Origin of the sequence: Microbispora sp. CL1-1 (genome assembly GCF_012034195.1) — a bacterium.
Taxonomy (GTDB): Bacteria; Actinomycetota; Actinomycetes; order Streptosporangiales; family Streptosporangiaceae; genus Microbispora.
In genome coordinates this window covers 36,005-47,735 of sequence record NZ_JAATEK010000022.1, presented here as the reverse complement: position 1 = coordinate 47,735, position 11,731 = coordinate 36,005, and the positions used below count along the sequence as shown (strand labels likewise).

Annotated in this window: 12 protein-coding genes; 7 read left to right on the top strand and 5 right to left on the bottom strand. The window is 69.6% G+C overall.

Annotated features, from left to right (window positions below):
- Positions 1-46: 46 nt before the first annotated feature.
- Complete coding sequence (locus HCK04_RS24130) at positions 47-496, top strand: hypothetical protein (RefSeq protein ID WP_142649671.1); 450 nt, start codon at positions 47-49, stop codon at positions 494-496.
- Between the two features lie 10 nt (positions 497-506).
- On the opposite strand, the gene HCK04_RS24125 is transcribed toward HCK04_RS24130, so the two are convergent.
- The 4 genes from HCK04_RS24125 to HCK04_RS24110 form a co-directional block, all read right to left on the bottom strand.
- The gene (locus HCK04_RS24125; protein ID WP_142649670.1) at positions 507-1,253 is read right to left on the bottom strand and encodes an SDR family oxidoreductase; all 747 of its coding nucleotides are present in this window, start codon (positions 1,251-1,253) and stop codon (positions 507-509) included.
- A 61-nt stretch (positions 1,254-1,314) separates the two neighbouring features.
- Complete coding sequence (locus HCK04_RS24120) at positions 1,315-1,989, bottom strand: 3-oxoacid CoA-transferase subunit B (protein WP_142649669.1); 675 nt, start codon at positions 1,987-1,989, stop codon at positions 1,315-1,317.
- Positions 1,986-2,663 (bottom strand): 3-oxoacid CoA-transferase subunit A, encoded by a 678-nt coding sequence (locus HCK04_RS24115; protein ID WP_142649668.1) that lies wholly within the window; start codon positions 2,661-2,663, stop codon positions 1,986-1,988. Before HCK04_RS24115 ends, HCK04_RS24120 begins: the two co-directional genes overlap by 4 nt.
- Positions 2,660-3,847, bottom strand: a complete 1,188-nt coding sequence (locus HCK04_RS24110) for a thiolase family protein (RefSeq protein ID WP_142649667.1) — start codon at positions 3,845-3,847, stop codon at positions 2,660-2,662. The genes HCK04_RS24115 and HCK04_RS24110 overlap by 4 nt, the downstream gene beginning before the upstream one ends.
- Positions 3,848-3,952: 105 nt before the next feature.
- On the opposite strand from HCK04_RS24110, the gene HCK04_RS24105 reads away from it, so the two are divergent.
- On the top strand, positions 3,953-4,576 hold the full coding sequence (locus tag HCK04_RS24105; RefSeq protein ID WP_142649666.1) for a class I SAM-dependent methyltransferase: 624 nt from the start codon (positions 3,953-3,955) through the stop codon (positions 4,574-4,576).
- Positions 4,577-4,580: 4 nt separating this feature from the next.
- Here the strand turns inward: HCK04_RS24105 and HCK04_RS24100 are convergent, their stop codons facing one another.
- Entirely contained in the window at positions 4,581-6,026 is a 1,446-nt protein-coding gene (locus HCK04_RS24100) for an MFS transporter (protein WP_260617388.1), read from the bottom strand.
- A 109-nt stretch (positions 6,027-6,135) separates the two neighbouring features.
- Between HCK04_RS24100 and HCK04_RS24095 the strand changes: the two genes are divergently transcribed.
- The 5 genes from HCK04_RS24095 (at position 6,136) to HCK04_RS24075 (ending at position 11,725) form a co-directional block, all read left to right on the top strand.
- A complete protein-coding gene (locus HCK04_RS24095) occupies positions 6,136-6,555 on the top strand; it encodes a MarR family transcriptional regulator (RefSeq protein WP_142649665.1) in 420 nt (139 codons plus the stop codon).
- A gap of 549 nt (positions 6,556-7,104) precedes the next feature.
- Positions 7,105-9,348, top strand: coding sequence for a hypothetical protein (locus HCK04_RS24090; protein ID WP_142649664.1), 2,244 nt, complete (start codon positions 7,105-7,107; stop codon positions 9,346-9,348).
- Positions 9,345-10,478 carry a hypothetical protein gene (locus tag HCK04_RS24085; RefSeq protein ID WP_142649663.1) on the top strand — a complete coding sequence of 378 codons (1,134 nt, stop codon included), beginning with the start codon at positions 9,345-9,347 and terminating at the stop codon, positions 10,476-10,478. Before HCK04_RS24090 ends, HCK04_RS24085 begins: the two co-directional genes overlap by 4 nt.
- Before the next feature lie 15 nt (positions 10,479-10,493).
- The gene (locus HCK04_RS24080; protein WP_142649662.1) at positions 10,494-11,366 is read left to right on the top strand and encodes a hypothetical protein; all 873 of its coding nucleotides are present in this window, start codon (positions 10,494-10,496) and stop codon (positions 11,364-11,366) included.
- A 23-nt stretch (positions 11,367-11,389) separates the two neighbouring features.
- Positions 11,390-11,725, top strand: a complete 336-nt coding sequence (locus tag HCK04_RS24075; protein ID WP_168066221.1) for a hypothetical protein — start codon at positions 11,390-11,392, stop codon at positions 11,723-11,725.
- Positions 11,726-11,731: the final 6 nt, after the last annotated feature.

Sequence of the window (11,731 nt, the reverse complement as noted above, 5' to 3'; positions counted from 1 at the left end):
GGCGTGTTCGGTGAGCCGGAGGGCGCCGTGATCCGTCATAGAGGGCATGAGGATGTCGCGTACCGTGCTGCTGCCGCTGGCGGCCCTGTCCGTGCTGGCCGTCACCGCTCCCGCCGAGGCGGCCACGGCGCACAGAGACACGGCGCACACAGACACGGCGCACAGGAAGCTGCTCGTGGAGTTGCGGGAGGAGGGCGGATTCGCCGGGCTGCGCAACCGGGTCGCCGTCTACACGGATGGTTGCGCGGTGCTGAGCCGCCGCACCGGCCCCACGGTCCGCAAGTGCCTGACCGCGGCGGAATGGCGCGGCCTGCGCGGCTCGCTGAAGCACCTGCGGCTCGGGCGCTCGCAGGCCCGGCCGCCGGGGGCCGACTTCATCGCCTACCGGCTGGCCTACAAGGGTCACCGGGCGACCCGCTACAGCCTGCCTCAGACCTGGCGACCGGTCGTGAGCAGGCTGGAGAAGGTCCTGGTCAAGCACGGGACGCCCAACTGAGCATCGCGGCTCAGCTGCGCAGGTAGGAGGCGCCGTTCAGGTCGACGATCGCGCCGCTGGCCCACTCGGCGTCCGGCGACGCCAGATAGAGGACGGCGGCCGCGATCTCCTCGGTCCGCGCCACTCTCCCGAACGGGCTCTGGGCGCGGATCTCGTCGCCTCGCGGCGGCTTGAGATGCTCGTTGGTCATGTCGGTCTCGACGAAGCCGGGCGCCACCGTCGCCACGGCGATGCCGAGCGGCGCGAGGGCGATGGCGAGCGACTGGCCCAGGGCGTTCAGGCCCGCCTTGCTGGCGCCGTAGGCGGGGCTGTTCGGCTCCCCGCGGAAGGCGCCGCGCGACGAGACGTTGACGATCCTGCCGCCCTGACCCATGTGCCGTACGGCGTTCCAGATGACGTTGGCCGGTCCGACGAGGTTGACGGCCAGCGTCTCGCGCCATGCCGCCTGCCACTCCTCGTAGGAGGTCTCCGTGACCGGGTGGTGCAGGAAGACCCCCGCGTTGTTGACCAGCACGTCGATGGTCCCGAGGGAGTCGGCGGCCTCCTCGACCATGCGCCGCGCCTCGGCGGGATCGGAGACGTCGGCCTGGACGACGGCGTGACCCTCTCCCGGCAGCTCGGCCCGGAGCCGTTCTGCCAGGTCGGGAGAGCCGCGGTGGTGGATCGCGACGCGGTCGCCGGCGGCGGCGAAGGCCATCGCGATCGCCCGTCCGATCCCGCGCGAGGCGCCGGTGACAAGGACTGCTCGCTTACTCACGGGGTGAGACTATCGTCCCTTTCGTCCCATCATGGCTCCCGGCCCAGGAGCGTACGTCCCGTCATGGCTCCTGGCCCAGGGGGCGTACGGCGACCTCCAGGCGGGAGGCGAGGTCGGCCACGCTGGTGCCGTACGTCTCGGCCACGGTGACGCCTCCGGGGCCGATGTGGAAGACGGCGAGGTCGGTGTAGACGCGGCTCACACAGGCCAGCCCGGTGAGGGGGTAGGTGCATTCGGGGACGAGCTTGGGCGTGCCGTCCTTGGTGAACAGCGTCATCATGACGAACACCTGCTTGGCGCCGGTGGCCAGGTCCATCGCGCCGCCGACGGCGGGGATGGCGTCGGGGGCGCCGGTGTGCCAGTTGGCCAGGTCGCCGCGTTCGGAGACCTGGAAGGCGCCGAGCACGCACACGTCGAGGTGACCGCCGCGCATCATCGCGAAGGAGTCGGCGTGGTGGAAGTAGGAGGCGCCCGGCAGCTCGGTGACGGGGATCTTGCCGGCGTTGATCAGGTCGGGGTCGATCTCGTCGCCGTGCGCGGCGGGCCCCATGCCGAGCATGCCGTTCTCGGTGTGCAGGACGACCCCGGAGCCGGCCGGGAGATGGTCGGCGACCGTCGTCGGCTGGCCGATGCCGAGGTTGACGAAGGACCCGGGCGGTATGTCCCGGGCGACGAGGGCGGCGAGTTCGTCGCGGCCGAGCGGGCCCCGGTCGAGATGCTCCACGGTGCTGGTCACAGGCTTCCCTCCGCCGCACTCAGGTCCAGGATGCGGTCGACGTAGATGCAGGGGGTGACCACGGTCTCGGGGTCCAGCTCGCCGGTCTCGACGACATGGTGCACCTGCGCGATCGTCAGCTTCGCGGCGGTCGCCATGACGGGCCCGAAGTTGCGCGCGGTCTTGCGGTAGACGAGGTTGCCCATCCGGTCGCCGACGTGTGCGCCGATGAGGGCGACATCACCCTTGATCGGGTATTCCAGCACGTGGTCGCGGCCGTCGATGGTGCGCGTCTCCTTGCCCTCGGCCAGCGGCGTGCCGACCCCGGTGGGGCAGTAGAACGCGCCGATGCCGGCCCCGGCCGCGCGCATGCGCTCGGCGAGGGTGCCCTGCGGGACGACCTCCAGCTCGATCTTCCCCGCACGGTAGAGGCCGTCGAAGACCCACGAGTCGCTCTGGCGCGGGAACGAGCAGATCATCTTGCGTACCCGCCCGGCGGCGAGCAGCGCCGCCAGGCCGGTGTCGCCGTTGCCCGCGTTGTTGCTGACCACGGTCAGATCGGTCGCGCCCTGCCGGATCAGCGCGTCGATGAGCTGTACGGGCATGCCGGCCATCCCGAAGCCGCCGATCAGGACGGTGGAGCCGTCCGCGATGCCGGCGACCGCCTCTTCGGGGTCGGTGAAGACGGCGGTCATGCCGCGCTCACGTTCTCGAGCACGACGGCCAGGCCCTGGCCGACGCCGATGCAGATCGCGGCCACACCCCACCGCTGCCGCCGTTCGCGCAGCACGTGGGCGAGCGTGCCGAGGACGCGCCCGCCCGAGGCGCCCAGCGGGTGGCCGATGGCGATGGCGCCGCCCCTGGTGTTGACGATGGCGGGATCGACCTTCCACGCGTCGAGGCAGACGAGCGACTGCACGGCGAAGGCCTCGTTCAGTTCGACGGCGCCGACGTCGTCCCAGCCGATGCCGGCCCGGCGCAGCGCCTGGTTGGCCGCCTCGACCGGCGCGTACCCGAACATCTGGGGTTCGAGCGCGCAGGCTCCGCGACCGGCGACGCGGGCGATCGGGTCGGCGCCGATCCGGTCGGCGGCGGCCTGCGAGCCGAGCACGACCGCGGACGCGCCGTCGTTCAGCGGCGAGGCGTTGCCGGCCGTGATGGCGCCGCCGGGGCGGAAGGCCGGCTTCAGCCCGGCGAGGATCTCCGGCGTCGTGCCGGGCCGGATGCCCTCGTCGCGGGTGAGGTCCGCGCCCTCGACCGGGATGACCAGGTCGTCGTAGAAGCCGTCGTTCCAGGCCGCGTCGGCCAGTGCGTGGGATCGCGCGGCGAAGGCGTCCTGCCGCTCGCGGGAGACGCCGAACCTCTCGCCGAGCTGCTCATTGGCCTCGCCGAGGGAGACCGTCCACTCCTTGGGCATGCGCGGGTTCACCAGCCGCCAGCCGAGCGTGGTGGAGACCGCGGTCACGTCCCCGGCGGGGAAGGCCCGGGAGGGCTTGGGGAGCACCCACGGCGCCCGGGTCATCGACTCCACGCCGCCGATGACGACGACGTCGGCGTCGCCGCTCTCGACGGTCCGCGAGCCGATCATGGCGGCGTCCAGGCTCGATCCGCACAGCCGGTTCACCGTGGTGGCCGGGACGGTCACCGGCAGCCCGGCCAGCAACACGGCCATCCGGCCCACGTTGCGGTTGTCCTCACCCGCGCCGTTGGCGTTGCCCCACACCACGTCACCGATCTCCGCCGGATCCAGCCGGGGGAGCTTCGCCAGGACGCCGCGCAACGCGGTGGCCGCCAGGTCGTCCGGGCGGACGTCCGCGAGCGCGCCGTTGAACCTGCCGAACGGCGTGCGCGCCGCGGCATAGAGGAAGGCCGAACCCATGACGTTCCCTTCTTGTTCGCTATGCGAACATCGGTTCATTTTGCGAACACGATGAGCATAGTCGATGCCGTCGAGACCTGGCAGGCGCGTCACTAGGCTTGGGAGATGTCGATCGACGGTACGGCGGCGTACGCCGGCCTCACGGGGTTGCCTCCGCTGGTGGAGCGCGCGGTCCGGGTGGCCCGGCAGGCGGGCTTCGCGCCTTCCTGCCGCCCGGAGCAGGGGCGGCTGCTGTACGCCCTGGCGGGCGGCGCCGAGACGATCGGGGAGACCGGCACCGGATGCGGAGTGGGCCTGGCATGGCTGGCCTCGGGCGCCGGGCCCGGGGCCCGGCTGGTCAGCGTCGAACGGGACGAACGCCTGGCGTCCCTGGCCGCCCAGGTCTTCGCCGATCACCCGCAGGTCTCGGTGATCCACGGTGACTGGCGGGAGATCTGTCGCGACGGGCCGTACGACCTGCTCGTGCTCGACGGCGGCGGCCAGGGCAAGAGCGGCGAGCGGCCGGCCGACCCGCACCGGCTGCTGACGCCGGGAGGCACGCTGGTCATCGACGACCTGACCCCGGCCCGGCACTGGCCGCCGCGGTTCGGCGGCGCCGTCGACCAGGCGCGGATGCACTGGCTCGGCCACCCGGGGCTGGACGCGGCCGAGCTCCGCCTCGCGCCGGACCTGGCCGCGCTCGTGGCCACGCGCCGTTTCGGCGACACGCCCGGCGCGGCCGGTCGGTGACGGGTCAGGGCTTCGTGACGGTGACGGGCTCGGCGGGGGCGTCCTGCCCGGCCGTACGGCCCGCCGCTCGTGCGGGGAGCGCCATGGTCACGGCGGCGGCGACGAGGGCGGCGGCGCAGCCGATCAGCATTCCGGCGCGGAAACCGCTCTCCGACGGCAGGACGTGCCCGCCCAGCCGGATGGTCATCTGCGACAGGACCACGCCGACCACCGCGGAGCAGACCGTGGTGCCGATGGAGCGCATCAGCGTGTTGAAGCTGTTGGCGGCGGCGGTCTCGGAACGGGGGACCGCGGCCATGATGAGGGCGGGCATCGCCCCGTAGGCCAGGCCGACGCCCATGCTGCACACGCAGGTGACGACCAGCAGGCCCCAGGTGGAGCCCAGCAGGACCGTCGACGAGCCGTACCCGAGCGCCATGACCAGGCTGCCGGCGATCAGGGTGATCTTGGGGCCGCGGGCGGCCGACAGGCGCGCGCCCAGCGGCGAGACGGCCATCATCACCAGTCCGGACGGGGCGCTCCACAGGCCGGCCGCCAGCATCGACTGGCCCAGGCCGTAGCCGGTGGCCGCGGGGAGCTGCAGGATCTGCATGACGATCAGCGCCTGGGCGTACATCGAGAACCCGACCACGATCGAGGCCAGGTTGGTCAGCAGCACCTGCCGCCGCGCGGTGACGCGCAGATCGACCAGCGGGGCGCTGACGCGCAGCTCCCACCAGCCCCACAGCAGCAACACGACCAGCGCGGCGGCGAGCAGGCCGAGCGTGGTGCCGCTCGCCCAGCCCCAGTCGGCGCCCTTGGAGACGCCCAGCAGCAGGCACGTCAGCCCGGTGCCCAGACCGAGCACGCCGGCGACGTCGATCCTGCCGGACGTCCGCGTGGCCGCGGCCGGCACCAGGAGCCAGATCAGCACCGCGACCAGCACGCTCAGCACCGCCGAGCCCCAGAACAGCATCCGCCAGCTCGCATACTCGGCGACCGCCGCCGCGACCGGCAGGCCGAGCGCGCCGCCGATCCCCATCGACGAGCTCAGCAGCGCGATGGAGGGTCCGAGCCGCTCGGGCGGCAGCAGGTCGCGCAGGGCGCTGATGCCCAGCGGGATCATGCCCATGCCCATGCCCTGCAGGCCTCTTCCGACGATCATCGGGGTCAGGGAGCCGGCCATCGCGCAGACGGCACACCCCGCGATCAACGGCACCGAGCAGACCAGCATCATGCGGCGCTTGCCGTACAGGTCGCCGAGCCGCCCGGTGACCGGGGTCGTCACCGCTCCCGCGAGCAACGTGACGGTGATCACCCATGAGGCGTTCGACGCGCTGGTGTGCAGCAGGTTCGGCAGCTCGCCGATCAGCGGCACCACCAGGGTCTGCATCAGCGAGGCGACGATGCCGGCCACCGCCATCACGCTGACGATGCCGCCGGGGCGAGCGGCGGGCGCGGAGCCTCCCACGTGGGTTCTCCCTCAAATTAAACGGTCAAAACGATGTGCACCATACACATCATGTGTTACATACACAATTCGTGTAGTGTGCACATATCTGTACGCGAAGGAAACCGGCATGGACAAGCCCACGCATCTCATCGAGTTCGAGACCATGCTCCTCGGGCGGCACCGGCATGTCGACCGCAGCGCCTACCTGCTGCTCAGCCGCATCCACGTCACCGGCCCCATGTCCATCGGCCAGCTCAGCGACGCCTTCGGGCTGGACGTGTCCACCCTCAACCGGCACACCTCGGCCCTGCTGCGCGCCGGGCTGGTGGAACGCATCCCCGACCCCGAGGGCGGCATCGCCCGCAAGTTCCGCCTGACCGAGGCGGGCGAGCGGTGGCTCGGTGAGGAGCGCGAGAAGAACGTCCGCGGCCTGGAGAAGGTGCTGGCCGACTGGACCGCCGAGGAAGTCGTGACTTTCGCCGCCTACCTGAGACGCTTCAACACCGACATCGAGCACCTCGCCGGACGGCCCTGGCCCCGTCCCTGAGCGGCGGGCCGACCTTGCCGTCGGCCTGGTGTCCCCTCTCTCGTGCGGGGTGGCGGCGGGGTCCGCAGATTCCTTGCGTCGATGCCCAAGGTCGTGACCTGCCTGGACTCAATTGGCTGATGTGCGCCTCGAAGTGGCGCGGGCTTCGGTCAATGGGTCCAGGTGATCATATTGTCCACCGAGCCTCCCTCTGCTGCCTTGATATGGCGGAATGGGTGCTTCGGCAGTAAACCTGATTACGCCTGGTCCGAATTCTGCCCATCGGCCGATAAGAGGCCTTATCGGCCTGTTCGGCCAGGTGGGGGAGTGGGAGTGACATCGCCTTCGCGGTCATCGAAAACGTTCTCTCTGTGGAAGTAACGAAATCGCCACTCTCGCGTCACGGAATAGGGTGCCGTGCCGACTGTTGTCATATTTCCGTGTCAAGCTTGCGGCCTTCTGTCGCGATTGCCGATGTTTCTGATGCAGTTTCCGGCCAAATGATGGTGCATTATCGTTGGCCTTCCTATACTCCCTGAATGCGTCCGTTGGACCGGTCCGGGAGGTCTCATGTCTGAGACGGCGGCTGCTCTCGAGCGGCTTATCGAGATCCGTGGCAGGAACCTGCCCCTCGTGCAACGGGAAGTTGCTCGCTGGCAGGCGATCGACGACCATTTGGACGAGCTGCAGAACGCTGTAACCGAGCTCAAGGCGTATGCCTACCTGGAGAGCGAGGCGGCACACGAGCTGGCCGTACCCCGGCTGGCCGAGCTCCGCCTCCGAATCGCGCAGATCATCGAGACATACCGGGTGCTCGGCGCCCGCTTCGCGCGTGGCACGATCAACATCGGCGTGAGCGGTGCAGCACGCATGGGCAAGAGCACGCTGCTGCAGGCGATCTCCGGTCTCGGCGACGACCAGATTCCCGCCGGAGACGGGATTCCCGTAACCGCGGTGCGGAGCAGGATTTTCCACTCCACGGTGCGGCGAGCGGAACTGCGGATGCACACGCCTGACTCGTTCCTGTCCGAGGTGATCGCGCCCCATCACGCAGAGGCCGCGATCCCGCAGGTGCCCCGGACCATCGAGGAGTTCCGTGCGTGGCGCTACCCGCCCGCCGACGAGGAGAGCGACAGCGAGATCCGGTCGGTGCTCGTCCGGCTGCGCGAATGCCAGACTTCCCTGCCGTCCTATGAGGATCTGCTGACCGGCGGCACCCGCGACGTCGAGTTCAGCGAGCTGCGGCAGTACGTCGCCTACCCGACGTCGGAGGAGCAGGAGCGACACGGTGGGCGTGTCGCCCGCCCCTATCTCGCGGTCCGCGAGGCGCGCATCGATTGCCCGTTCCCCCACGAGGATGTCGCCAACCTCGCGGTGATCGACCTGCCCGGCCTCGGCGACCTGTCTCCGGACGCGGAAGGCCGGCACGTCGACGGCCTGCGGAACGAGGTCGATGCCGTGCTGCTGGTGAAACGCGCTGCGGAGACCTCCTCGTTCTGGGGGAAAGCGGACGTCAAGGCGATGAAGCTGCTCGACACAGTGCGCGGCTTCATCCGGAGCGAAGGCGAGTTCGCCTTCATCGTGGTCAACCGCAACGACCTGCGCCCGAAGCTGGATGAGGACCTGCGCGGCGACATACTGCGCAACGTCAACGGAGGGCGGGACGGCCGTCACGTCACCGTCTTCGAAACCGATGTCCGTGACCGAGTGCGGGTGCGGGCGGAGGTCCTCGGCCCGTTGCTGCGGCGCCTGGCGACCGGCCTGCCGAAGATGGACGCCGAGGGACTGGCATGGGCCGGCGAGCAGGCACGCGCCGTCAGCAGCGGGATCAGCGCGGCGCTGCGTGACCTCAGCGGACTGCTCAAGACCGTGCGTGATCCCAACGGCGTTCCCGAGGAGGTGCTTGAGGCCAAGGCCGATCACCTGCGCAGCGCGCTGGCCCGCAGGCTGAGCAGGCTGGTCGGGGAACTGACGGCCGGGCTCTACGACGACGCGCCGGACGAGAGTTTCATCACGGCGGTCGAGACCGCCTACGAGGACGTGCTCAAGTGGGCCGCCGACGGTTTCGGCCTCGGCACGGACGAGTGGCGGCACCGCGCCCTCGACGTGTTGATCACCGAGCGGAACGCCGCCGCGTTCGCCGGCCCGGAGCTCAACCGCATCCGGCTGGAGATAAGCAAGCGGTTCGGCGCGCTGGACGACTTCTTCAGCGCAAAGCTCAGCGACATGTGGGACAGGGTGGCGGCGATTTTCCGGGAGCATTGCGGGGCACTTCTCGGCGACGGTGACGGCAAGGAGTCGCTGGCACATCTGACGAAGGCCTTCTCGGAGTCGGCCCAGCCTTGCCCGACGCTCGCACGGAGCGTCGACGCACTTCTCGACGTGCGGCTGGAGTATCGGACCCTGCTCTACCCAAGGGTGCGAGCCGACCTCGGCGGGCTGAACCTGCAGGTGCGGCATCCGCAGGCGGGGGAGCAGATCCAGCAGATCGCCGTCGAGTTGACGGAGGAGGGCGCGGAGGACCTGTATCGCATCATCAGCGGACTGGCCGAGCAGGCGGCCTACCGGACGCGGAAGTCGCTGCTCGGGGAGCGCGTCACCCCGTCCGTCGTCATCCAGGCGGTGGTGGAGCAGTTCGAGGATGCGCTGATCAGATCCGGGGCGTCGGTCCAGGAATTCCGGCGCTTCGTGCGGTCGTACCGGAACGAGTTGTGGCCCGACGAGTTCCGCGGAATCGATGAGGCCAACGCCCGGTATGCCCGGGTTACCCGGGCGATCGCCGCGATCGACAAGGAACTCCAGGGAGCAGCGTGAGCGAGTCGGAATTCACTTACAAGATCGGATTACTGGCGCCGAGCCGGGTGGGGAAGACGACGCTGATCGCGAGCCTGCTGCACGAGGGGCAGCGGCTGCTGGTCAACTCGCAGGTGAGCATGAGCGCGGCCGACTCTCCGACCGCCAAGCGGATCACCCTCACCGAGGGCGTGATCCGCGGCGCGCTCCGCAGCAAGGACTTCGAACCGGAGCGCGTGCCGAGCACCAGCGACCCCAGCTACTTCAGGCTCAGGCTCAAGCCGCGCACCACGGAGACGCCGATTCTCTTCGAGATCCTCGACTACCCCGGCGGGTGGCTCGAGGACAGCGGCGGCGAGCGCAACGCCGCCGCTTGGGAAGCCTGCCAGACGTTCCTGTCCGACAGCACCGTGCTCCTGATTCCCATTGACTCGGTGCTTCTTATGGAGGCGGAGGACCGGTATGAACGGGTCCTGCCGAGCCAGCTCGCCATCCCCCAGATGGAACAGCTCGTGCGCATCTGGGCCAAGGATCGTCGTCACAACTCCCACGAGCCGGCGCTCGTGGTGTTCTGTCCGGTCAAGTGCGAGAGCTACCTGTGCGACAACGGCGGCACCCAGGACCTGGGCGCCGAGTTGCGACGGCGCGTCAGCCGCGAGTACGCGGGCGTCGCCCAGGTCGTCCGGGAGGAGGCGCAGCACGCCGTCCTGCGTTACCTGCCCATCGACACGTTCGGTTGCGTGGAACTCAAGTCCGTCAAGTGGGCAGAGGACGCCGGTGCCCTCGGTGGCTACAAGTGCCTGCCCCGGTATCGCGTCCGCGGCGACGGGATCATCAGCCGGATGGGACTGGACGACCTGATGATGCTGCTGTGCAGGCAGCTCGTCACCGCCGCTCAGTCGCACAGCGAGTTGACAGCCCAGATGAACCGCGTCAGGTCAGAGCACCTCCGGCAGTACGCCGAGCTCCGAGAGGGCTTCTTCCGAGACCTCTGGCTCAGCTGGAGCGGTCAGCGTGCCGAGCGCGTCCGGCGAGCCGATGCGAGTGAGGAGGAGTACCGCATGAGCGTGGCGCAGAGCGCGAGCCTGTTCGAGGTGCTGTCCGCCCTTTCTGCGCGTCCGGAGGGGCCTCGCCTGACCTACCTGACCTGACTCGTGAGGACAATGATGAGGATCTATCTGCGGACCCGCGGCGAACTGCGTCATCTCGACTACCACTTCCTGGGAGCGGCGCCGTCTCGTGCCTGGTGGCGTGAGTTCGGCGACGTCAACGCCTTTGAGCGCCCCTGCGTGCTCGCCGTCGGCGATGGCGCCGACTGGCGGCTCTACCTGGGCGGGATCCCCTCCGGCCGCGTCGACAGCGTGGGCACCATGATCGTTTACAGTTTGGTGGTCGAAGGCGATGCCCGTTCCGTATCGGAGGATCGGGACTCGGTCCTTCGGTTGGTCGCCACCTGGGTTTCCGCCATCGCCGGCAGGCCCGGAGCCGAAGCGCTCACGGCGGCCCTGGATGAGGCGTTCCCCCGCGAGGACGTGGAGAAATGGCTGACGGAGAAGGGGGAGGCGGCCCAGGACGTGGAGCGGGAGGTCGCAGGCCGGGTACTTGAGGTCAGCGGAAAATTACCGGAAGCGTCAGTGATCGCGCGGCTCCCTGAGGGTCTTCCCGCTCGCTGGATCGGCGGCGTGCGGTGTCCTGGGGCGGCGGAAGGCTACCTCGACCGAATCCGCCGCATCCTCGACGGCGAGCCGGGCGAGGCGCACGTGCTCAACATGGTCGCGGAGGGGGAGGACGTCGTCGGGTTGCAGTCCCCGCGGCTCGCCGTCCTCATAGAGGGCTCCGGCATAGGCGACGCGACCGCCCCCATCCGGTCCCTCACGTTCCGCGACCCGGGAGGGGAGCGGCGAACGGACGACCCAAAAGATCTGTCGGGGACGATCAGGCAGCAGGTGGTCAGGGTGGCCGCTGTCGTGATTGCCGCAGGTCTGCTGGCATGGGTGATCTATCGGCTGATAAGAACGGGCGCGCCGGCCGACGACTGAGCGCACTCGACGCGGACGTCACGGTGGAGTTCGCCGACCGCGACACCATCCGGCTGAGGGCCGAATGGCACCTCTTCCCGGATGGGGGATCGTCAAGGCTGCACGCCTGCCTGTGGGCTGAGGATGCTCCCGAACGAACCGGCCGGCTCGACCTGACGGTCATCGGCTCGGAATCGCGGCTGCCCGGTGCCTCCAGGTATCAGATCGAGGAACTGGTCCTCGTTTACGGCAGCCGCTCTGTCCTGGTGGGCCCGGGCAAACACGTTCCGTACCCCCGCTTCAACGGGAAATCTGTTCGGTCCTACATCCAGAAGATCGAGAAGCGGATGCAACAGCATTTGGATCGCCCCAAGGGATGAGGTGAA

What these genes read in the sequence shown, in the direction of transcription:
- HCK04_RS24110 (WP_142649667.1), bottom strand. Translation starts at nt 3,847, where the DNA reads ATGGGTTCGGCCTTCCTCTATGCCGCGGCGCGCACGCCGTTCGGCAGG.
- HCK04_RS24095 (WP_142649665.1), top strand. Translation starts at nt 6,136, where the DNA reads ATGGACAAGCCCACGCATCTCATCGAGTTCGAGACCATGCTCCTCGGG.
- HCK04_RS24080 (WP_142649662.1), top strand. Translation starts at nt 10,494, where the DNA reads ATGAGGATCTATCTGCGGACCCGCGGCGAACTGCGTCATCTCGACTAC.
- HCK04_RS24090 (WP_142649664.1), top strand. Translation starts at nt 7,105, where the DNA reads ATGTCTGAGACGGCGGCTGCTCTCGAGCGGCTTATCGAGATCCGTGGC.
- HCK04_RS24130 (WP_142649671.1), top strand. Translation starts at nt 47, where the DNA reads ATGAGGATGTCGCGTACCGTGCTGCTGCCGCTGGCGGCCCTGTCCGTG.
- HCK04_RS24115 (WP_142649668.1), bottom strand. Translation starts at nt 2,663, where the DNA reads ATGACCGCCGTCTTCACCGACCCCGAAGAGGCGGTCGCCGGCATCGCG.
- HCK04_RS24105 (WP_142649666.1), top strand. Translation starts at nt 3,953, where the DNA reads ATGTCGATCGACGGTACGGCGGCGTACGCCGGCCTCACGGGGTTGCCT.